This window comes from Stutzerimonas stutzeri (assembly GCF_000590475.1).
GTDB classification, from domain to species: Bacteria; Pseudomonadota; Gammaproteobacteria; order Pseudomonadales; family Pseudomonadaceae; genus Stutzerimonas; species Stutzerimonas stutzeri_D.
Genome location: NZ_CP007441.1, coordinates 2,282,142 through 2,304,142, shown reverse-complemented (window position 1 = coordinate 2,304,142; position 22,001 = coordinate 2,282,142). Strand labels below are relative to the sequence as shown.

Here is a 22,001-nt window from a genome sequence, read left to right as displayed (position 1 = left end):
CTGGAAACCCAATCTGAAATGACTCAACTGCTTTGGCTGCGCAGCGATCTGCGCGTTGCCGACAATACCGCTCTGGCCGCCGCTATGAACGCCGGCCCGACCATCGCTCTTTACTTGATCACGCCCGCGCAATGGCTCGCCCATGACGACGCCGCGTGCAAGATCGACTTTTGGTTGCGCAACCTGAGCGTGCTCTCGGCGCGCCTCGCCGCGCTGAACGTACCGTTGTTAGTCCGCCGTGTGGAACAGTGGCAGGCGGTGCCTGCGCTGATGGTCGACCTGTGTCATCAGTACAAGATCGACACCGTGCATATCAACGATGAGTGCGGGGTGAATGAGCAACGCCGTGACGATGCCACCTCCGAAGCACTTCGCCATACCCCTACGAGACTTCAGCGGCACCTGGATCAGTTGCTCTTTGCGCCAGGCAGCGTGAAAACCCTGGCGGGTGATTGCTTCAAGGTCTTCAGCCAGTTCCGCAAGGTGTGCTATTCGCGGCTGAGTCATTCGCTGCCGCGCTGCCTGCCAGTACCCGCTTCGCAGTCATGGATGCCCGTTCCAAGCAATCCGGTGCCGACGACCGTGGAGGCTTTCGCCTCGCCTGGCGACGCGCTACGTGGATACTGGCCTGCAGGTGAAGAGGCGGCACACAAGCGCTTAGTTTGGTTTGCCGAGCATGGCCTGGCCGAGTATCAGGAGCGTCGCGACTTTCCCGCCGAACCCGGCACCAGTCAGCTGTCGGCGTATCTGGCCGCAGGAGTCATTTCGCCGCGGCAGTGCCTGCACGCCGCGTTGGCAATGAACCAGGGCGAACTGGACAGCGGTAATCCGGGCGTCGTCACCTGGATCAACGAACTGCTCTGGCGGGAGTTTTACAAACACATCCTCCAGGGCTATCCGCGGGTGTCGATGGGTCGGGCCTTCCGTAGCCAAACCGAGGCCCTGCCCTGGCGCCACGCACCTGACGAGCTGGTGGCCTGGCAACAAGGCCGCACCGGCTTTCCGATCATCGACGCGGCCATGCGTCAGCTGTTGGCGACCGGCTGGATGCACAATCGATTACGCATGGTCGTCGCCATGTTTCTGAGCAAGAATCTGCTGATCGACTGGCGCGAAGGCGAGCGCTGGTTCATGCGGCACCTGATCGACGGCGACCTTGCCGCGAATAATGGCGGCTGGCAGTGGAGCGCCTCGACCGGCACCGATTCTGTGCCCTACTTCCGCCTGTTCAACCCGCTCAGCCAATCGGCCAAATTCGATCCGCAAGGCCACTATCTGCGCCGATGGCTGCCGGAGCTGGCTCACCTGAGCAACCGAGACATTCATGATCCGCGTGCTGTCAGCGGGCTCTTCGGCGCTTCCGGGTATCCGCTGCCGATCGTTGATCTGGCAGCGAGCCGTGAGCGCGCCCTGTCCGCCTTCAGGAATCTGGGCGAGCGACTGTGATTTATCCGTTCTCGCCGAGCTGAAGCGAATGCTGGTTTGTCGCACCGATTGGAATCGCCGCGACGCGGTGCTTTGATAGCGCCTTGAGAAGCGAAGAGCTTCACCATGAATATTCGACAGGAGCCGAGCCCATTATCCCTGCCCCGCTGATCGAGGCACTGCGCCAAGCCCGCCACGTGGTGGTATTTACCGGTGCTGGCGTCTCGGCAGAGAGTGGCATTCCGACCTTCCGCGATTCGCTGACTGGTCTATGGGCGCGTTTCGATGCCGCTTCGCTGGCTACACCCGAAGCTTTCCAAGCGGACCCCATGCTGGTCTGGGGCTGGTACGAATGGCGCCGCATGAAGGTCCTGCAAGCGCAGCCGAATTCGGCCCACCTGGCCGTCGCCGAATTAGCCCGACAGGTACCGCGTCTCACCCTGGTGTCACAGAACGTCGACGATCTGCATGAGCGTGCCGGTAGCGCAGAGGTGGTTCATCTTCACGGCAGTTTGCATCAGCCGCGCTGTTTCAAATGTGGCGAGCCCCCGAAACAGCCGCTGAGCATGCCCGACGAGCCGGAAGGCGGCCGTCGGCTGCAACCGCCAAGCTGCGACAATTGCAATGGGCTGTTGCGTCCCGGCGTCGTCTGGTTTGGCGAATGCCTTCCTGCTGGCGCCTTGAACGCCGCCTTCGAGGCCGCCGAGACGTGCGACCTGCTGATTTCGGTCGGCACCTCCGGCATGGTTTATCCCGCCGCAGAAATCCCTGGGCTTGCCTGGCGTGCCGGGGCGGTCATCGTCCACGTCAATCCCCTGCCCCATACCCAACACCGCGAACGGGAATACACCTTGGCTGGCCCAGCGGGCGAACAGCTGCCAGCACTGGTCGCGCAGGCGTTCGGGAATCGCTGATCGGCGGCGCCGTTAAAGGCTGACCGAGCCGATAAACTGCTGCAGCTCGGCTGTTTGCGGATTGGCGAACAGCTCGCGCGGATCGCCCACCTCATGCACCTTGCCGTGGTGCATGAACACCAGCTTGCTGCCCACCTCACGGGCAAAGCGCATCTCATGAGTCACCATCACCAGCGTCATGCCTTCGCTCGCCAGCCGCTTCACCACTGCCAGCACCTCGTTGACCAATTCCGGGTCTAGCGCCGAGGTGATTTCATCGCAGAGCAGCACCGTTGGTGACATGGCCAGCGCTCGTGCGATCGCTACGCGTTGTTGCTGACCACCGGACAAGCGTTCGGGATAGGCATCGAACTTCTCCGCCAGCCCGACTTTGTCCAGCATTTGCCGCGCCAAACGCTCAGCATCGGCGTGGGGCATCTTCTTCACGACCTTGACGGCCAGCATCACGTTCTCCCCCGCCGTCAGGTGCGGAAAGAGGTTGAACTGCTGGAACACCATGCCGACTTTCTGCCGCAGCCTGCGCAAGTCAGCGCGGGCAGCATCCAGGTATTCGCCGTCAACCTCGATGACACCGTCATTGATCGTCTCCAAGCCGTTCAGCGTACGCAGCAAGGTGCTCTTGCCCGAGCCGCTGCGCCCGATGATGGCGATCACTTCGCCCTCCTCGACCCGCAGATCGACGCCCTTGAGCACATGGTTCTCGCCGTAATACTTGTGCAGCGCCGATACGTTAAGCAGTGACATTCAGCCTCCTTTCCAGGCGATACGCCGCGAGTGACAGCGGATAGCAGAGTGCGAAGTAACCCAGCGCGACCAGGCCGTAAACCATGAACGGCTCGAAGGTGGCGTTGGCGAGCATGCTGCCGGTCTTGGTGAGCTCGGTAAAACCGATGATCGAGGTGACCGCCGTGCCCTTCACCACCTGCACCGAAAACCCCACGGTGGGCGCTACCGCGATCTTCAATGCCTGAGGCAACACGACGTAGCGCAGCGTCTCCAGCCGGGTCATGGCCAGGCATTCGGAGGCTTCCCATTGCCCGCGGGAGACCGACTCGACGCAGCCACGCCAGATTTCCGCGAGAAAGGCACTGGTGAACAACGTCAGCGCCACCGCCGCAGCGAGCCAGGCGGACACCTCCACGCCCAGCAATGCGACGCCAAAGAACACGATGAACAGCTGCATCAACAGGGGTGTGCCCTGAAACAGCTCGATGTAGCCGTAGGCCAGGATGCGCAGCCAGCGGACCGGTGCGATCCGCGCCAGCATCACCAGCAGCCCGACCACGCCGCCACAGACGAACGCGACCAAGGACAGCACCAACGTCCACTGCAGGCCGACCAACAGATTTCTCGCGATATCCCAGAAAGTGAATTCCATCAGCGCGCCCCCACGATGTAACGCCGGCCGATCCACCCAAGCAATTGCCTGATCAGGATCGCCATCGCCAGATACAGCAAGGTGGTCACCAGATAGGTTTCGAAGGCGCGGAAGTTGCGCGACTGGATGAAGTTGGCGGCGAAGGTCAGCTCTTCGGTGGAAATCTGCGAACAAACCGCCGATCCGAGCATGACGATGATGATCTGGCTCGACAGCGCCGGCCAGACCTTGGCCAGTGCTGGGCGCAGCACCACATGGCGGAAGGTCTCCATGCGGGTCAGCGCCAGCGCTGATGCCGCTTCGATTTGCCCGTAGGGAATCGCCTGGATTCCGGCCCGGATAATCTCGGTGGAATACGCGCCCAGATTGATCACCATCGCCAGCACCGCGGCTTCCCATTCATTGAGACGAAACCCCAACGCCGGCAATCCGAAAAAGATGAAGAACAGCTGGACGATGAAGGGAGTGTTGCGGATCAGCTCGACGTAGAGCCCGAACAGATAGTTGAACGGCCGGATCTGCCAGCCGCTCACCAGCGCCCCAACGATCCCCAGTCCCACGCCCAGCAAGGTGCCAATGGCGGTCAGGCCCAGGGTGAACAATGCGCCCTGTAGCAGCACGTCGGCGTTCACCAGGACCGGTCCGAATTCCAGCTGATAAGCCATGGTCGATCTCCCGCTCCGGTAAGTGTCCTTACAGGTCGGACGGAAGGGGTTGCTTCAGCCATTTCTCGCTGATCGCGCTCAGGCTACCGTCCTGTTTGGCGGTCGCGATGATGGCGTTGACCTTCGCCAGCAAGGCCGGCTCGTTCTTGTTCATGCCGACATAGGTGGGCGAGTTCTTGAGGTTGAGCTTCATTACCGGAAGTCGCTTGGGATTGCGCTCGGCGATCGCTGCCATGACCACGTTGCCGCTGGCAATCAGGTCGACCTGCCCGGAGAGGTAGGCTGCGATGGTCGAATTGTTGTCTTCGAAGCGTTTGAGGGTCGCACCCTTCGGTGCAGCGTCGCTCAGCTCGATGTCTTCGACCGAGCCACGGGTGACGCTGATCGTCTTGCCATCCAGGTCGCCGATGCTCGCCACTTCGGTCTCCTCCGGTCCGAACACACCCAGGTAGAACGGCGCATAGGCATTGGAGAAATCGATCACCTGCTCACGCTCGGCATTCTTGCCGAGGCTCGACACCACCAGATCGACTTTGCCGGTCGTGAGAAATGGGATCCGGTTGGTGCTATTGAGCGCGGTCAGCTCGAGCTTGACGTTCAGCTTGTCTGCCAGCAGCTGCGCGGTATCAATATCCAGGCCGCGCGGCTGCAGGTCGGGGCCTACCGAACCGAACGGCGGGAAATCCTGCGGCACTGCCACCTTCAGCACACCGCGCTGGGTGATGTCCTCCAGGCCGTCCGCAGCGGCCGCGGCGCTTGCCAGCGTGATGCCCAGGCACAGGGCGGTGATCAATGAGCGGGTCGCGTTGAGCATGATGGAGCTCCGATGGTATGGAAGACGGCATCGGCTTTGCACGCGTCATGCCAGCGGAGCAGCGACGCCCTTGCCAGCGGGGGGGGCGCGCCCCAGCTGGTACGACTGGTCTGAACAGTTAAGGCCCGACTTACTGGTGTTTCGCCCCGTTGCGGCGCGGTGTCGCCTTATTGCGGTGCGGTATGACGGTACAAACAAGCAGCTGACGCCAACCATTGAATATCCGTCCTTGAATAGAGCCTTGCCCATGCAATCCATCAACCGAGCAGTCCCCGAGTATGCGTTTGCCTCGATCCGCCGGCTGATCGAAGACGATGCCTATCAACCTGGGGATGCCCTGCCGTCGCAGCGTGAGTTGGCCGTGCGCTTCGGCGTCAGTCGCGCCTCGCTGCGTGAAGCGCTTTCTTCGCTCAGTGCGCTTGGGCTGGTGCGCATCCAGCCGGGCAAAGGCGTGTTCATTCAGGAGCAGCCAGGCCGTGAGGCCAATACTGAACCGGCTGTGGGATGGCCGTTTGCAACACAGGTTTCAGCAGCGGATACCTTCCAGCTGCGCTTCGCTCTGGAGGGTTTCGCAGCGAGTCTCGCCGCTCTGGTGCTGAGCAGCGACGAACTGGACGCTTTGAGCGATAACGTCGGAGCAATGCGTCTGGAATTGCTCGCTCAAGCATTCGAACCTGCAGCGGCGCTGGATTTCGATTTTCATCGGCTGATTCTCCGTGCCGCCGGCAACCAGGCAATTCTCGATATCCTGACCAGTCGCTCCGACATCTACCTGGAAAGCCAGAAGCTGCCTTTCATCCGCCCCGAACGGGCCATGGAAACCTGGCAGGAACATCGCAGGATTCTCCGCGCCCTGTCGCGCCACGCACCGGCCACCGCACAGAAAGCGATGCAGGCTCACATACGAGCGGCCGCCTCGCGCACCGGCATCAGCTTTGCCGGACCGGCCGCGTGAATGCAGTCAGCAATCGCTGCCCTACTTGAGTCCGGCGATGCCCGCCACGATCAGCGCGACCGACACGAGCTTCAGCGGTGTCAGCGCCTCGCCCAGTAGCAAGGCGCCCAGCAACACCGTGCCGAGCGTGCCGATACCGGTCCAGATGGGATAGGCGATGCTGACCGGCAGATCGCGCAACGCCAAGGTCAGGAAATAAATCCCCGCGCTAGCGCCGACGACCACCAAGCCACTGGGAAGCAGCCGAGTGAAACCCTCGGCATACTTCATCGACATCGCGAACAGCACCTCGAAGCCCGCTGCCAGCAGGAGGAATGCCCAGCCGCTGGCCATCAGAAGTCCATCGCCAATTGAGCCAGACGTCGCTGCGCAGCCCGGTAGGAATCTTCGAATGCCATCCCACCGAATTCATCATTCTCCACCGCAACCACTTCGACGTCGGTAATGCCGATCAGCCCCAGCACATCGCGCAGATGGGTGTCGGCATGGTTGAGGTGCGCGTTCACACCGTCCGGACCGTAGCCGCGATCACCTCGGGTGGTAATGATCAATCCGCGCTTACCCAGGACCCGCGATTTGTACTGGCTCGCCGGATCCTCCGGGGTGAAGTCGAAGGTCCGGCCGATGCGCACGATCTGGTCGATCCAGGCCTTCACCCCGCTGGGAACACCGAAGTTGTACATGGGTGCGGCGATGACCAGGCGATCCGTGGCGAGCAGCTCATCGACCAGTTCATCGCTGAGAGCGAGGTCCGCCTGCATCGTCGCGGAACGGGTATGCGGATCGTGAAAGGCGGATGCAACCCAGCCCTCGGTTACCGCGGGCAATGTAACGCGGCCCACCTCCCGACGAGTAATTTCGGCGCCATGCTGCTCGGCTGTCAGCGCCTCGATGAAGTGATCGAGCAAGCGCCGTGAATGTGAGCGATCGCCTCGCGGACTACCTTGTACAGCTAGAATTTTTTTCATCAATGACCTCCGTACGCCGCGCCGGTGCGGCTGCAGAAGCCAAGTTATTGGCTGTCGTCGTGAGCGACAAATGAGCAATACTCTTGCGAGATGAATTCAATTCAGCTGAGCATCGATATGTTTGCGAATCTGCCACTTACCGCATTGCGCACCTTCGAATCGGCGGCGCGGCTGAAGAGCTTCAAGGCGGCCGCCGAGGAGCTCGCGGTAACACCCACTGCCGTTTCCCATCAGATCAAGCTGCTCGAAGGCTGGCTGGGCGTGCCGTTGTTTCAGCGAATGGCCCGCGGCGTGCGGTTGACCGATTGCGGTGAGCGGCTGTTTCGCAGTCTGCACGGGGCGCTGCTGGAGGTCGTGCAGACGGTCGACCATCTGCGTCCCCAGCCCAGTACCGGCAGCCTGACGCTGTCCACGACGCCGGCCTTCGCCGCGCTCTGGTTGATCCCGCGGCTCGGCCACTTCTATCAGGCTCATCCCGGCATCAAGGTGCGTGTCGAGACCAGCACCGAATTGCTCGATCTGAATCAGGATGCCAGCATCGATCTGGTGATCCGCTATGGCTATAACGATCGCCCTAGCTTGCACAGCCAATGCCTGCTCGACGAGTGTTTCGGCGTCTATGGCGCACCGGGTTTGCTGGCCTCGCTCGACCCCGAGCGGCTGACCCTGATTACCGTGCGCTGGCGCAATTCACAGCTCTACGATCGCAGCTGGAAAGCCTGGTGCGAGGCTGCGGGCGAGCCATGGATGGACACCGCCGAGCTGCGTGAATATGACGAGGAGCACTACGCCCTGCAAGCTGCCATTGCCGGACAGGGCTTGGTGCTGGCGAGCAACGTGCTGGTATCACAAAGTCTGGCAATGGGGCTGTTACAGCCCTACCGCGGTGACATTACCGTGCCCGGCGCGTCCTACACGGCGCTCTGCGTCCCCGGCCGCGAGCGCCACCCGCCGGTGAAGGCCTTCCTGGATTGGTTGACCAACGAATCCTGCGGTCGTTGAGCCCGATCAGGTCAGCGGCGTCGCCACCGCGGCCTGATACGCCGGACGCTGCTGTAGGCGCTCATACCAGTTGCGCAGGTGCGGCAGGTCCGGTCGCTCGATCGGCATCTCGAACCACGCATAGGTGAAGCATCCCAACGGAATGTCGCCCATGCCGAGTGAGGCACCGGACAGATAGGGTTGCTCGGAGAGCGTCTGATCGGCAATCGCCAGCAGCTTGCCGCATTCCGCCAGCGCCGCCTGTACCGCTGCCATGTCGCGTTGTTCCGGAGCGGTGCGCACGATGTTCCAGAACAGCGGGCGGAAGGCTGCGGCCAAGGATGAGGTCACCCAGTCCATCCATTTATCCGCTTCGGCACGCCGGCGCGGGTCGGCATTCCATAGCGCTTCTTGACCATATTGCGCCGCGAGGTAGCGGACGATGGCGTTGGACTCCCACAGCACCAGTTCGCCATCCTGCAGGCAAGGCACCAGCCGATTCGGGTTCATCGCAGCATAATCGGCCTCACCCACTACACCGAACGCGCCACCGGCGTCGACGCGTGTATAGGGCACACCGAGTTCTTCCAGACACCACAGCGCCTTTTTCACGTTGGTTGAATTGACCCGACCCCAGAGCTTCACCATTCATCTACCCTCTCGTCTGCCAGCGCTGCGCGCCAAAACCTGCACGCTAGCTGTAAACCGGTGACATCAGCTAGCGTTGCGATGCTATTGAACGATCATCGCTACCGGCTCTTTGCTCGGCCGGCCAGCAGCCGGGTTGCGCCCTGGGGTTTGTGCGTGTACCAGAACACCCGGCTAACGCCACGGGTGATCGCCACGTAGGCCAGGCGCAGCCCCTCGTCGGCCATGGCTTGGTCGTAGCTGTTACGAAAGAACCCGCAGTAGGCATACAGCGCATTGCGCAGTGGATGACGCTCTGCCGGCAGGCAATCATCGACGATGATCGCGACCTCGGCTTGCAGGCCCTTGGCGCGATGGATGGTGTATGTCTTGACCGGCAACTTGCGGTCCAGCAGCGCCTCGATGGCCCGCAAGGGCTCGTTACGTCGGCTAAGCACCAATACCGCGTTGCGGTCCGCGTTCGGGCGCTTGGCGACGTGTTCACACTGGGCGTTGATCTCACGGATCAGATCCGGCAGTTGCGCCTTCACGTCGAAGCGGGTCACCAGCTTCACGCCATGGTCCCCTGGCTGTATCGCCTTGGCGGCCTGGCTGGTCTTCGCCTGCTTGGATGCCACGCCGCTCAGCACCGCTTCGCCATCGCGAATGACCGGTTCGATCGAGCGATAGTTGGTCTCGAGCATCATCACCCGGCTCTTCTTCGATGCGCCGCGACCGGGAAAGTACTTGTCGAAATCCATGAACAGTTCCGGCGAACTGCCACGCCAGCCATAGATCGACTGCCAGTCATCGCCGATGGCCATCAGACTCACGGTTTCGCCCTGGCGCGCCAGTGCACGATGCAGCGCCTGCAGCCACTGTACGATCTGCGGCGAGATGTCCTGGAATTCATCGATCAGCAGATGGCTGAACGGTGCCAGCGCGGCGGACGACAGGTTGCGATCGGATGTCGCCAAGCGCTGGGTCAACGTCTGAAAAGCTCCGTTGAAGGTCGTCAACCCTTGACTGTCCAGAAGCGCCTGGAAATGCTTCCAGAACAGCCCTAGCGCTTCGATGAAAACACGTTCAGCCCCAGAGCAATCCATCCGCTCCGGTTGCATCTGTTCGATCCGGATGCCAATGCTCTCGATGAAGCCGGCTTGCACGTAGAAGGCCTCGAACAGCGGCACCGGGGTGAACTCGCCAGCCAGTTTGAAGCTGTCTAGCGGCGCTTTGGGAACGCGCTTGTTCTTCGAGGCGTCCGGCAGCGGCAACTGCAGCAACTCGTGCACGCGCAAGCGGAAATCCTGATCTTCGGCGTAGCAGCTCTGGTAGGCCTGTTTCAGCAGGCGCTGCTGAGCAGGCCGTAAGCGCGAGGAGGTCAATGGATTGTCCAGGTCGATGGGTGACGCGCCCTTCTCGTCCAATTGCTCGAACCAGACCGGCCTGCCCAGCACGTCCTTGGCCAATACCGCCATCGCCGAATGGAAGGTCCGCACGCATTGGCGCGCGCTGGCCGGGTCGAAATCGAAGTTCCAGAACCCCAGCACCCGAATCAGTTGCTCGCGCAGTTGCGCACAGGAGGCGTTGGTAAAGGAAATTACCGTCAGCCGCTCCGGCGCGACGCCCAGATGGCAGAGCATGAAGACCACCCGCAGCACCAGCGTGGTGGACTTGCCTGAGCCGGCACCGGCAAAGATCCGCGTCACAGGGCTGTCGCTGAGTATCATTGCCCATTGTTCGTCTGAAGGGGCACAGATCACACCCGCATCGACTGCACGACCGACTCGCAAGCGCATTGCCTGGACCTGCTGGTCGTCTACCGCCAGCTTCGCCGGTCCATAAATGCCTTCGCTGGGAGCCTTGCGTGGTGTTGTCGACCGGGGTTTGGCAGCCTTCGTCCCGGCTGATTGCTTGGGTGTGCGACTGACCTTGCCCGACGGGATGCCAGCTTGCTTGGCCGTCCGCTTGACGGTGTTGGGCGTAGCGCTGGGCCAGCGCCGCAACACCAACTCATCCTCTGACTGCAAATAGGCTGATGTACGAGGGAAGCAACGCGCCAGGGCTCCAGACAGCAGAAGCTTGTAGCGCTTGACGGCAGACAACATGAAAAACCAACCGGGGCATCAACAGATGGTTGATATGGTAAGGGTTTTTCACCGGCGACTGACCGTAGAACGAAGAACGGTCAGCGCCTGAGAGGCCCACGCGCCTGCAAAGCTCGGCATGCCTTGCTGCAAGCGAACCGTATTTGCGCAGTGGCAATACCACGTGTCTTAGCTGATGCCGATTGAGTGCCACGCGCCTCATGCCGCAGCCGCAAACGTCCAGCACGAGAGCAGCGTCTCGCGCTCGGCGCTGCCGATGGGATCAGTTGTGGTGCCTGCATTACCGTTGACGTTCGTCAGATTCACGGCACGCCGTGCACCGTCTGAGCACTAACCAGAACAGCCATCTGCAACACCCGCTCACGGGGGTGCTGCTCAATAAGGTCGTTATGTTCAGAATCGGTTTTGCTTGCATGTACCGCCATCCCAGCCACAGCGAGTCGTTGAAGGAGCTGGAAACCATCGAGCGTGCGTTCAATCCGCGCTCGACCACGCTGCGTTGGCTCAACAGCGTGTCGAAGGAGGTGGCGCGGGAAAAGCTCAACGGCATCATCGAGCACAACCTGGCGGCACAACTGCGCCTGCTCGACTATGTTGGCACCCTACCGCCGCCCTTGCGCATGCTTCGCCTGAGCAGCGACCTGCTGCCCTTTTACAGCCACCCCGAAGTCGCGGACTTCTACAACCAGCCCGACGTGCGCCAGGTGATCGAAAGTGGGTTTTCCAAGATTGGTGCCCATGCCAGAACACTGGGCATCCGCCTTTCGCTGCACCCGGGCCAGTACTGCGTACTCGGCTCGGACAAGCCGCAGGTAGTGGAAAACAGCCTGGCGGAGTTTGAGTACCACGCCGACATGATCCGCATGATGGGCTTCGGGCGGCAGTTTCAGGACTTCAAATGTAACGTCCATATCGCCGGCCGCCTGGGTGCAGACGGCATACGCGCAATATGGTCGCGCTTGTCTCTGGAGGCCCGCCGCTGCATCACATTCGAAAACGAGGAGAAAACCTACGGCGTCGACGACTGCCTGTCGCTGGCCGATCTCGCGCCAGTGGTGCTGGACATTCACCATTGTTGGATCAACGAGAACGACTACATCGACCCGCACGATGCGCGAGTGGCTCGAATCATCGACAGCTGGCGCGGCGTTCGGCCGACCATGCATTATTCGCAGCCGCCTGAAAGCTTGATGGCGTTGGGTTTTTCCGCCAACGACAAGCTGGAAATGCCCGCCCTGCTGGAAAGGGTCAACAAGCGCGACCTCTACAGTCACAGCAAGCGCATGTGGAACCGCTGGACCAACCTCTACGCCCGCGAGTTTCTCGACCGATTCGACATTATGTTCGAGGCCAAAGACAAGAATCTTGCGACCCTTGATTACTACACTGATTACCTGGCAGACGGGGGCAGCGGCACAAAGCCTTAACGCTGCTGCAACGCTGGGATCGGAGGGAAATTGCGGGTGGGATTTGCGGATTGCACGACTAGCGTTGACCGCCTGGACGGCGCGAAACGTCTTGAGTGAATCCCTGCGCAAACCCCGTGACGGTTTGCGCAGGGTGTCGCAGTCAGGAGTTTCTGACTTGAATGCCCTGCTCCGTGCGCTTGGCCAATACGTCAGCCGCAACAAGCGCCAATAGCGGCAGGACACCGACCTTTAGCGCAAGCTCCCATGATCCAAGGAAACCGATAAGTACCGCTCCTACAACTACGATTATGGCTATGCAATGCGCACAGAAGCGCCACAATTCGAGTGCAACGACCTGAGCATTCTGGTTGTTGATCATACTGAGCCCCTCTTTGTTGTTGTAGTAAGCCTTGTATAAGGTTCAGCGTAGCCACCCTGACCACATGCGCAACCACAATTTTGTTTCAATAATGTGTCTAGGACGCAGGTTCCAGCGATTTTTCCCCACCGCTCGCATAAACCAAACAGCTTGATCAGGGCTTTTCTTGATCATGTCGCTGTTCACCCTTGGCACACGCGGCAGCGCGCCCATGATCAAACGAGTCGTCTTTGGTTATCGAAGAATCTTCTCTAATGCGCGCTGCAGAATCTCGACGGTACGGTCCAGGTTTCTCAGCTTTTCCAGCCCGAACAGGCCGATGCGGAAGGTCTGGAAATCAGCCGGTTCATCGCACTGTAACGGTACGCCCGCGGCGATCTGCAGCCCCTGCTCCGCAAACTTGCTGCCATTCTTGATGCCGCTGTCGGTGGTGTAACACACCACCACGCCAGGCGCCTCGAAGCCATGGGTCGCAACGCTATTGAAACCTTTGTCGGCAAGCAACGCTCGCACTCGCCGGCCCAGTTCCTGCTGTTGCGAACGAAGGAGTTCGAAACCATAGCCACTGGTTTCAAGCATGACGTCACGAAAACGCGCCAAGGCGTCGCTCGGCATGGTTGCGTGATAGGCATGCCCGCCCTGCTCATAGGCCTGCATGATCTGCAGCCATTTCTTCAGATCGCATGCAAAGCTGCTGCTCTGGGTTGCCTCGACGCGCAACTGGGCAGCCTCGCTGAGCATCACCAGGGCGCAGCACGGCGACGCGCTCCACCCTTTTTGCGGCGCACTGATCAGGACATCGACGCCGCTGGCCTGCATGTCCACCCAGAGCGCGCCGGAGGCGATGCAATCCAACACGAACAAACCGCCAACCGCATGCACCGCCTCGCCCACCGCCCGTAGATAGTCGTCCGGCAGAATCATCCCGGACGAGGTTTCCACATGAGGAGCAAATACCAGGTCGGGTTTCTGCGCTGCAATGGCTGCAATCACCTCATCAATCGGAGGAGGTGCGAACCCTGCCTCGGCGCTCTGGTTTTGCGGTCGCGCTTTAAGCACGGTGGAGTGCGCCGGAATCCCACCCATCTCGAAGATCTGAGTCCAGCGGTAACTGAACCAGCCATTGCGAATGACCAGGCACCTGCGGCCATGCGCCAGCTGGCGTGCCACCGCCTCCATGCCGAATGTTCCGCTGCCGGGTACCACGGCCACGGCGTGGGCGTTGTAAACGGATTTAAGGGTGGCGGAAATATCGTTCATCACGGCCTGGAACGACCGGGACATGTGATTAAGCGATCGGTCAGTGAAAACAACCGAGTATTCGATCAGCCCATCGGGATCGACGAGAGGATAAAGGTCCGACATGAGATGACTCCGCAGCAAGAGCGCTGGCTTCGACCCTGCCCGAAGCCCGAGCGCTTTACAAGCGCTACCAATTCTCGCTTCTTCCTCCCTGCCACGCTGCACCGAAACGGCGGAACGCCTCTTGCCGCAGTATCTCGCGCGTTATGTAAAAGCGGCCGGTACGGGATGAATTAATTGAACTCCAATAAGTTCGATTAAGCAGGCTACCGCTTGTCGGATATATATCGGCTGATAAAAAGCAGAGCCCGCCTAACGATCAAAAAACTGGCGCCAGAAAATATATAACCCCTTGCAGTTAGCGGACTTCAGCGTTGCTTTTTTAGTGGCTATTTAATATCAAGTCAGAACACGCAACTAATAAGACGTATTATTGACGGCGGTATTCGGTCATTTTTAGTTTTCAGTATTTGAAAAACAAATTATAAAGCTCCCAGCGAAGCGGGACTCCAGATATCCGCTCTTCCGTTTCGCCCGAGGGTTCGTTCTGCCTGCGGGATTTCAACTGCTGTGACAGCGCCGCGCTTGATGCCCCTTCGCTTCCTCGAAACGCCGCGTTTTTTCGCGTTTGAAAGTTCATTGTCATGGTGAGTCGAATGCCCATCACAGCTTTTCCGAGAGCCCGCAAAGGCTTTATGCCCGTCATCGCCCTAACCGCGCTGTTGGGGTTGTTCCCGGCTGCCAGCGATGCTCACGCAGCCTCTGTTAGTGGCACCAGCGCATCGACGATTTCCTACTCGGCGCTGATCAACAAATTCACCAATTCATACTGGCTGAATGGCTCCTGGCGTGCCTCGGCGGGAGTTTCGGTCGCTGCTACCGCACAGAACATCGCGGCATTTCGTGTCGGAACCTCGGTACGGACAGTCGATGGTCAGATACGTACCGTCACGTCGGTGAAGCCTGCCAGCGGTGCGCTGACGGTCTTCATGGACGGTCCCGTACTCAACGGCGCGGTGATCGGCTATCCCAACAGGCTCAGCGTAAGCAACGTGCCTGCCCCAACGCCGATCACCACCGAGCCGAGCGACACGGTGGTCGCTGCACCCAGCTACTCGGCGCTGATCAACAAATTCACCAATACATACTGGCTGAACGGCTCCTGGCGTGCCTCAGCTGGCGTTTCGGTCGCGGCTACCACGCAGAACAAGGCTGCTTTCGTGGTGGGGGCATCTGTCCGCACGGCTGACGGTCAGGTCCGCACAATTACCTCGGTCGAGCCCGCCAGTAGCGCCCTGAGCGTGTTCATGAGCGGTCCGGTGCTCGACGGCAATGTTATTGGCTACCCGAACAAGCTCAGCCTGGTGGCAGCCCCAACGATTCTGCCTGCCGCCCCTTCCGCTCCGGTAGTAGAGGTGACGCTCCCTGGGTCCAGTCCGGTGCAACTGGTAGGCGTTGCGCTGTCCGGTGCAGCCTTCGGGCCTTCAGTGCTGCCCGGCAAGCACGGCACCAATTACATCTATCCAGCCGAGTCGTATTACAAAAAATACGCCGAGCAAGGCCTGAAGCTGGTTCGCCTGCCGTTCCTCTGGGAGCGTATGCAGCCGCAGTTGGACACAGAACTAGATGCCGCGCAGCTGGCACTGCTGACCCAGTCGCTCGATTTCGCGCAGAAGTACGGGGTCAAGGTCGTGCTGGACATGCATAACTATTACCGTTACTACAAGCAGCCGATTGGCTCCGAAACGGTGCCCATCCCGTCGTTCGCTAACACCTGGAAACGCATCGCGCAGAAAGTCGGCAACCATCCGGCGCTCAGCGGGTACGGCCTGATGAACGAGCCGAACACCAAAGGACTTTGGCCCGAAGCGGCCCTGGCCGCGGCCAAAGAGATTCGCAAAGTCGACCAGACCCACTGGATTTACGTCGCTGGCGACCGATTCTCCAGTGCATGGCACTGGCCGCAGTCCAATACTCAGCTGATTGCCGACCCTTGGATGCGCGACCCCGCGAACAAGCTGATCTTCGAAGCTCACATGTATCTGGACCGCGACACCTCGGGCCTGTACATCGACAAGACCGAAACCTTCGCACCGGACTTGGGGATCAATCGCGCCAAACCGTTCGTGGAGTGGCTGCGAGCGAACAACTTGCGCGGTTTCATCGGCGAGATGGGCGTGCCGAACTACGCGCCCGATGCGATCGTTGCCATGGACAATCTGCTCGGTTATCTTCACGAAAATTGTGTGCCACTCACCTATTGGGCCGGCGGCCCCTGGTGGGGCAATTACATTCTTGCGCTGGACGTATCGGGAGGCGCCGAGCAGCCTCAGCTACCGATTCTGCGCAAGCACGCTGCCACGCCGAATAGTTGCGTTGCGATCGGCGAGCCGTTGTAACCCTTAGCGAGCGCTTCACCGAAGGTCTGGCACGCATTGCGTGCCAGACCTTTTCTGCTTTTGATCCCACCTCGCCTCAAGCCACCCTCGCTCCACCAACGCCAAGCAAACGGAACCATTCGACCGTCAACGGGACGAATTCTTTGGGCCTGGTTTCAGGTGCCCGAAGGGTTGGCATGACGTCGATCTGAAAAAACGCCGAGGATCGGGAATGACGGAAGGCATCTTGTTGGGCGCGACGGCGCTGCTCGTTGTGCTGACTTTTTTGCCACTTTGGAAGAACCCCGTCTGGTGGGTGCGAGCGCTGGATTTTCCCCGCTTGCAGCTGTGCGCACTGGCCCTGGTACTGCTAGTGGCTCAGGCGTTGTTTTTGTCTTACTCCGAGCCGCTGCAGTTTCTGATTTCCTTTATCGCAGCCGTCTGTCTCGCCTATCAGGCTTGGTGGGTCATTCCGTACACGCGGCTATGGCGGCCCGAAGTGAAATCCGCCGACACGAGCCGCGACAGGCCCCGGATTCGCATCATGGCGGCCAATGTCCTGATGCCGAACCGTCAGGCCGACACCTTCAAGACCTTGGTCCGCGAGCATCGACCCGATGTACTGGTCACCCTTGAGACCGATGCTTGGTGGGAGGCGCAGCTCGACGAACTGACGGCGGAGTACCCCCACTGCATACGGTGTCCGCTCGACAATCTGTACGGCATGCACGTCTGGTCGCGGCTGCCGTTGGAAAATGCCGAAACCTGTTTTCTGGTAGAAGAGGACGTCCCCTCGATGCATGCGCGGGTCCGGCTGAATGAGCAACTGACGATTCGCATGCACTTCCTGCATCCAGCGCCACCCAGCCCTACGGAGAATGACGAATCCACCGAGCGCGATATCGAGCTGCTGTTGGTAGCCAAAAGTGTTCAGGACGACGAACCCGACACACCGATCATCGTTACCGGTGACCTCAACGACGTCGCCTGGTCAGCCAACACACGCCTGTTCCGCAAAATCAGCGGGCTGCTCGATCCACGAGTCGGTCGCTGCATGGTCAACAGTTTCCATGCTCAGCACTGGTTTCTGCGATGGCCGCTTGACCACCTGTTTCATAGCCACCATTTCCAGCTGATACGCATCCAGCGGTTGCCAGCGTTCGGCTCCGACCATTTTCCCGTATTGGTCGAATTGCAGTACGACCCCGCCTCCGAGCAGCAGAGCCTGCAGCGTGACGGGGAAGATGAGCACGAGGCAGCGCAAAAGATCGGTGAGAAAGATGTCAGCGAATCGGATGTGCCGGAGCCGGAGAAGCGTTGAAATCGGGTGCTCAGAAATTTGCATCGGCGTTCGGCTCGCCCGAATCGCCTTAAGGCCATGATCGAAGACCAGCCAGGACTGGCTGAACCCGCCGGCAGCGAAGCCATGCCGGCCTGTACCAGGGTTTTACCGCTCGCCGCCACGGACCGATTGCAGTGCCCCCAGGGTCTACGCTCATAGAAGGCAGTGCGACGCTACGACCATCACGATACGGCTGGTGAACGCCACCAGATCGCATGACAGAGGGCAGGCAACATGGTGACCACCACACTCGGCATCAAGCTAGACGAGGCAGCCCGCGATCGGCTCGAGGCAGCCGCCCGGCAAATCGACCGTACGCCACAGTGGGTGATAAAACAGGCGCTGCTGCATTACCTCGAACAGTTGGAAAGCGGCACAGCCCCGCTCGGCGCCGCTACCGTGGAGCACGTCGTCGATCATGTTGACGTCGAAATCACGCCTAACAATCAACCGTTTCTCGAATTTGCCGAAAGCGTGCTGCCGCAGTCAGTGCCACGCGCGGCCATTACTGCCGCCTATCGCCGTCCGGAGCCGGACGCGGTGCCGGTGTTGCTGGAGCAAGCGCGACTGTCGCCGGAAAGGGCCGAAGCCACGCACCGGCTGGCCTTACGTATCGCCGAGAAGCTGCGCAATCAGAAAAGCGCTGGCGGGCGTCAAGGTCTGGTGCAGGGGCTGCTGCAGGAGTTCTCGCTGTCGTCCCAGGAAGGCGTGGCACTGATGTGTCTGGCTGAAGCCCTGCTGCGCGTGCCGGACAAAGGCACGCGCGATGCGCTGATCCGCGACAAGATCAGCACCGGCAACTGGCAGCCGCACCTGGGCAACAGCCAATCGGTGTTCGTCAACGCGGCAACCTGGGGTTTGATGCTCACCGGTCGGCTGGTGGCCACGCACAACGAATCCAACCTCTCCTCCTCGCTCAATCGCCTGATCGGCAAGGGCGGCGAGCCATTGATCCGCAAAGGCGTAGACATGGCGATGCGGCTGATGGGCGAGCAGTTCGTCACCGGCGAAACCATCAATGAAGCCCTGAGCAATGCGCAGACCATGGAAGCCAAAGGCTTCCGCTATTCCTACGACATGCTCGGCGAAGCGGCCCTGACCAGCGCAGATGCGCGGCGCTATCTGGCCTCGTACGAGCAGGCGATCCATTCAATCGGCATGGCCTCGCGCGGGCGCGGCATCTATGAAGGTCCGGGAATCTCGATCAAGTTGTCGGCGCTGCACCCGCGCTACAGCCGTGCGCAATATGACCGCGTGATGGACGAGCTTTACCCGACCTTGCTGTCCTTGACTGAACTGGCGCGGCGCTACGACATCGGCATCAATATTGATGCCGAAGAAGCGGATCGCCTGGAGCTGTCGCTGGATCTGCTGGAGCGGCTTTGCTTCGAGCCCTCGCTGAGCGATTGGAACGGCATCGGTTTCGTCATCCAGGCCTATCAGAAGCGCTGCCCCTATGTGGTGGATTTCCTGATCGATCTGGCCAAGCGCAGCCGTCACCGGCTGATGATCCGCCTGGTCAAGGGCGCCTACTGGGACAGCGAAATCAAGCTGGCCCAGATCAATGGCCTCGAGGGTTATCCGGTTTACACCCGCAAGGCCTATACCGATGTGTCCTTCATTGCTTGCGCGCGCAAGCTGCTCGCCGCGCCGGAAGCGATCTACCCGCAGTTCGCCACCCACAATGCCCACACGTTGGCCGCGGTGTACCACCTTGCCGGACAGAACTATTACCCCGGTCAGTATGAGTTCCAGTGCCTGCACGGCATGGGCGAGCCGCTTTACGAGCAGGTGGTCGGCAAGGGCGAAGGCCGACTCAACCGCCCGTGCCGCATCTACGCGCCAGTGGGTAGCCATGAAACGCTGCTGGCCTATCTGGTGCGGCGCTTGCTGGAAAACGGCGCCAATACCTCTTTCGTCAACCGCATCGCCGACAAGAGCATATCGCTGGAAGAGCTGGTAGCCGATCCGGTGGTAACGGTCGAACAGATGCTCGCGGCGGAAGGCACGCTTGGACTGCCTCACCCGCGAATCCCGCTTCCGCGCAATCTATACGGTGAAGGTCGCCTCAATTCGTGCGGCATCGACCTTTCCAACGAACAGCGCCTGGCCTCGCTCTCCTCCGCCCTACTCGCCAGCGCGCATCAGCGCCATACAGCGGCGCCTCAGCTCGGCTGCGAGACGGTTTCGACGATGCCGGTCGAGCCGCTGCTCAATCCAGCGGATCACCGAGACGTGGTCGGTCAGGTTCAGGAAGCCAGTGAAGAGGATGTCGATAACGCCCTGCGTTGTGCAGTGGAAAATGCCTCTACCTGGCAAACCACCGCGCCGAAAGAACGTGCCGCGGCGCTGTTGAGGGCTGCCGATCTGATGGAACAGCGCATGCAGACACTGATGGGCGTGCTCATTCGTGAAGCGGGGAAGTCCTACGTCAACGCCATCGCCGAGGTCCGCGAGGCAGTGGATTTTCTGCGTTTCTATGGCGCCGAAGTGAGCCGCAATTTCGATAACGACACCCACCGCCCGGTCGGCCCGGTGGTTTGCATCAGCCCCTGGAATTTCCCGTTGGCGATCTTCACCGGGCAAGTCTGCGCCGCACTCGGTGCTGGCAATACGGTGTTGGCCAAGCCCGCTGAGCAGACCCCGCTGATCGCCGCGCTGGGCGTTCAGATACTGCATGATGCGGGCATTCCCAAAGGCGCCTTGCAACTGCTGCCCGGGCGCGGCGAAACCGTCGGTGCCCGCCTGGTCGGTGATGAGCGCGTCCGCGGTGTGATGTTCACCGGCTCCACGGCGGTCGCCTCGATCCTCCAGCGCAGCATTGCCGGACGGCTGGATGAGCGCGGCCGGAGCATTCCTTTGATCGCCGAAACCGGCGGCCAGAACGCGATGATCGTCGACTCATCGGCATTGGCCGAGCAGGTGGTGATGGATGTGATGAACTCCGCCTTCGACAGCGCCGGTCAGCGCTGCTCGGCATTGCGTGTGCTCTGCGTACAGGAGGACGTTGCCGAGCGGGTCATCGGCATGCTCAAAGGTGCGATGGCCGAGGCACGCATGGGCGATCCGCAGCGGCTCGCAGTGGATGTCGGTCCGGTTATCGATGCCGAGGCGCGGAATAATATCGAACGACACCTACAGGCGATGCGTGACAAGGGCCGCCGGGTGCATCAGATGGCGCGCGTCGATGAACAGGGATGTGCCCACGGCACCTACGTGACACCCACGCTGATCGAACTGGAACGCCTGGACGAGCTGCAGCAGGAAATTTTCGGTCCGGTGTTGCATGTGCTGCGCTATCGCCGCGCCGATCTGGACCAGTTGCTGGATCAGATCAACGCCGCCGGGTACGGACTGACCCTGGGCGTGCATACCCGTATCGACGAAACCATCGCCAAAGTTATCGACCGCGCCAAGGTCGGCAATCTATACGTCAACCGCAACATTGTCGGCGCCGTGGTGGGTGTGCAGCCATTCGGCGGCGAGGGGCTTTCCGGTACTGGCCCCAAAGCTGGCGGCCCGCTGTATCTGTATCGCCTGCTGTCGGAGCGGCCCTACGATGTACTGCTGCGCGCGCTGGACTTCGGTGGCGCGCAGACATTGCCGGAGGTGCAGCAGTCTCCTGCGCAAACCGCTGCCGCCAAGCAGTTCAGGCAATGGGCGCAGGATAATGGTCGAGGCGCGCTGGCAGCGCTGTGCGACCGCTACGCCGAGCAATCCCAAAGTGGCACGACACGACTGCTCAACGGGCCTACCGGCGAACGCAACAGCTACAGCCTGCTACCCCGCGAATATGTGCTGTGCCTGGCCGAAGATGAAAAGGACCTGCTCACGCAGTTGGCGGCGGTGCTGACCGTCGGCAGCGAAGCGGTGGTGTTGGATACCCCGCTCGGCAACACCCTGATCGACCAGCTGCCGCAAGCCGTACAAGCTCGAATCATCCGCGTCACGGACTGGACCAGTGACACGGCACGCTTCGATGCGGTACTGCAACATGGCGAGCCCGATCAACTGAGTGACGTCAACCAGCGACTGGCCCAGCGCAGCGGTCCTATCGTCGGCGTGCAAGGTCTGGCGGGAGGCGAAACCGATATTCCATTGGAGCGCCTGTTGATCGAGCGTGCACTGAGCATCAATACCGCAGCGGCCGGCGGCAACGCCAGCCTGATGACCATTGGCTGAGCCTGAACATACCGCGGCCTGTTGAGGGAGGCGCGCCCTTTCGGCAAGCGTGGGCCTTATGTCTCTCGCAAAGCCAAAATTTCGCTCCGACGCAAGTCTCTCATGCAGGCCCAGACATGTAATAAACCGGGTTCGAAGCGTAATGTAAGTGTTTGATTATTGACGTTATATTCA

Annotated in this window: 18 protein-coding genes; 8 read left to right on the top strand and 10 right to left on the bottom strand. The window is 60.7% G+C overall.

All coding sequences use genetic code 11. The features are described 5' to 3' along the window. Window positions 1-18: 18 nt before the first annotated feature. Window positions 19-1,446 (top strand): deoxyribodipyrimidine photo-lyase, encoded by a 1,428-nt coding sequence (phrB, locus tag CH92_RS10720; RefSeq protein WP_025241777.1) that lies wholly within the window; start codon window positions 19-21, stop codon window positions 1,444-1,446. A gap of 131 nt (window positions 1,447-1,577) precedes the next feature. Next, entirely contained in the window at window positions 1,578-2,339 is a 762-nt protein-coding gene (locus CH92_RS10715) for an SIR2 family NAD-dependent protein deacylase (protein WP_025241776.1), read from the top strand. A gap of 12 nt (window positions 2,340-2,351) precedes the next feature. On the opposite strand, the gene CH92_RS10710 is transcribed toward CH92_RS10715, so the two are convergent. The 4 genes from CH92_RS10710 to CH92_RS10695 are packed head-to-tail and all read right to left on the bottom strand — an operon-like array spanning window position 2,352 to window position 5,196. Next, a complete protein-coding gene (locus CH92_RS10710) occupies window positions 2,352-3,083 on the bottom strand; it encodes an amino acid ABC transporter ATP-binding protein (RefSeq protein ID WP_025241775.1) in 732 nt (243 codons plus the stop codon). Then, entirely contained in the window at window positions 3,070-3,720 is a 651-nt protein-coding gene (locus tag CH92_RS10705; protein WP_025241774.1) for an amino acid ABC transporter permease, read from the bottom strand. Before CH92_RS10705 ends, CH92_RS10710 begins: the two co-directional genes overlap by 14 nt. Beyond that, window positions 3,717-4,382, bottom strand: coding sequence for an amino acid ABC transporter permease (locus CH92_RS10700; RefSeq protein ID WP_025241773.1), 666 nt, complete (start codon window positions 4,380-4,382; stop codon window positions 3,717-3,719). The genes CH92_RS10705 and CH92_RS10700 overlap by 4 nt, the downstream gene beginning before the upstream one ends. Before the next feature lie 28 nt (window positions 4,383-4,410). Then, window positions 4,411-5,196, bottom strand: a complete 786-nt coding sequence (locus CH92_RS10695; protein ID WP_025241772.1) for a transporter substrate-binding domain-containing protein — start codon at window positions 5,194-5,196, stop codon at window positions 4,411-4,413. A gap of 247 nt (window positions 5,197-5,443) precedes the next feature. Here CH92_RS10695 and CH92_RS10690 point away from each other — a divergent pair, with 247 nt between their 5' ends. Beyond that, entirely contained in the window at window positions 5,444-6,151 is a 708-nt protein-coding gene (locus CH92_RS10690) for a FadR/GntR family transcriptional regulator (protein WP_025241771.1), read from the top strand. Between the two features lie 21 nt (window positions 6,152-6,172). On the opposite strand, the gene CH92_RS10685 is transcribed toward CH92_RS10690, so the two are convergent. Continuing rightward, window positions 6,173-6,484, bottom strand: a complete 312-nt coding sequence (locus CH92_RS10685) for a DMT family transporter (RefSeq protein WP_025241770.1) — start codon at window positions 6,482-6,484, stop codon at window positions 6,173-6,175. Then, complete coding sequence (locus CH92_RS10680) at window positions 6,484-7,119, bottom strand: FMN-dependent NADH-azoreductase (RefSeq protein WP_025241769.1); 636 nt, start codon at window positions 7,117-7,119, stop codon at window positions 6,484-6,486. Before CH92_RS10680 ends, CH92_RS10685 begins: the two co-directional genes overlap by 1 nt. Before the next feature lie 117 nt (window positions 7,120-7,236). Between CH92_RS10680 and CH92_RS10675 the strand changes: the two genes are divergently transcribed. Then, a complete protein-coding gene (locus CH92_RS10675) occupies window positions 7,237-8,121 on the top strand; it encodes a LysR substrate-binding domain-containing protein (RefSeq protein ID WP_025241768.1) in 885 nt (294 codons plus the stop codon). Window positions 8,122-8,127: 6 nt separating this feature from the next. On the opposite strand, the gene CH92_RS10670 is transcribed toward CH92_RS10675, so the two are convergent. Continuing rightward, the gene (locus CH92_RS10670; protein WP_025241767.1) at window positions 8,128-8,748 is read right to left on the bottom strand and encodes a glutathione S-transferase family protein; all 621 of its coding nucleotides are present in this window, start codon (window positions 8,746-8,748) and stop codon (window positions 8,128-8,130) included. A 101-nt stretch (window positions 8,749-8,849) separates the two neighbouring features. Then, window positions 8,850-10,835, bottom strand: a complete 1,986-nt coding sequence (locus tag CH92_RS10665; protein WP_025241766.1) for a DEAD/DEAH box helicase — start codon at window positions 10,833-10,835, stop codon at window positions 8,850-8,852. A 389-nt stretch (window positions 10,836-11,224) separates the two neighbouring features. Between CH92_RS10665 and CH92_RS10660 the strand changes: the two genes are divergently transcribed. After that, window positions 11,225-12,262, top strand: coding sequence for a UV damage endonuclease UvsE (locus CH92_RS10660; RefSeq protein ID WP_025241765.1), 1,038 nt, complete (start codon window positions 11,225-11,227; stop codon window positions 12,260-12,262). Between the two features lie 142 nt (window positions 12,263-12,404). Here the strand turns inward: CH92_RS10660 and CH92_RS10655 are convergent, their stop codons facing one another. Together CH92_RS10655 and CH92_RS10650 are read right to left on the bottom strand one after the other, a co-directional pair. Then, window positions 12,405-12,623, bottom strand: coding sequence for a hypothetical protein (locus CH92_RS10655; RefSeq protein WP_025241764.1), 219 nt, complete (start codon window positions 12,621-12,623; stop codon window positions 12,405-12,407). A gap of 234 nt (window positions 12,624-12,857) precedes the next feature. Continuing rightward, complete coding sequence (locus tag CH92_RS10650) at window positions 12,858-13,988, bottom strand: aminotransferase class V-fold PLP-dependent enzyme (protein ID WP_025241763.1); 1,131 nt, start codon at window positions 13,986-13,988, stop codon at window positions 12,858-12,860. 593 nt (window positions 13,989-14,581) lie between these two features. Between CH92_RS10650 and CH92_RS10645 the strand changes: the two genes are divergently transcribed. From CH92_RS10645 to putA, 3 genes are all read left to right on the top strand, one after another. After that, complete coding sequence (locus CH92_RS10645; protein WP_235206212.1) at window positions 14,582-16,324, top strand: glycoside hydrolase family 5 protein; 1,743 nt, start codon at window positions 14,582-14,584, stop codon at window positions 16,322-16,324. A gap of 211 nt (window positions 16,325-16,535) precedes the next feature. After that, complete coding sequence (locus CH92_RS10640; RefSeq protein ID WP_025241761.1) at window positions 16,536-17,624, top strand: endonuclease/exonuclease/phosphatase family protein; 1,089 nt, start codon at window positions 16,536-16,538, stop codon at window positions 17,622-17,624. 255 nt (window positions 17,625-17,879) lie between these two features. Next, the gene (gene putA / locus CH92_RS10635; RefSeq protein WP_025241760.1) at window positions 17,880-21,827 is read left to right on the top strand and encodes a trifunctional transcriptional regulator/proline dehydrogenase/L-glutamate gamma-semialdehyde dehydrogenase; all 3,948 of its coding nucleotides are present in this window, start codon (window positions 17,880-17,882) and stop codon (window positions 21,825-21,827) included. Window positions 21,828-22,001 lie beyond the last annotated feature (174 nt).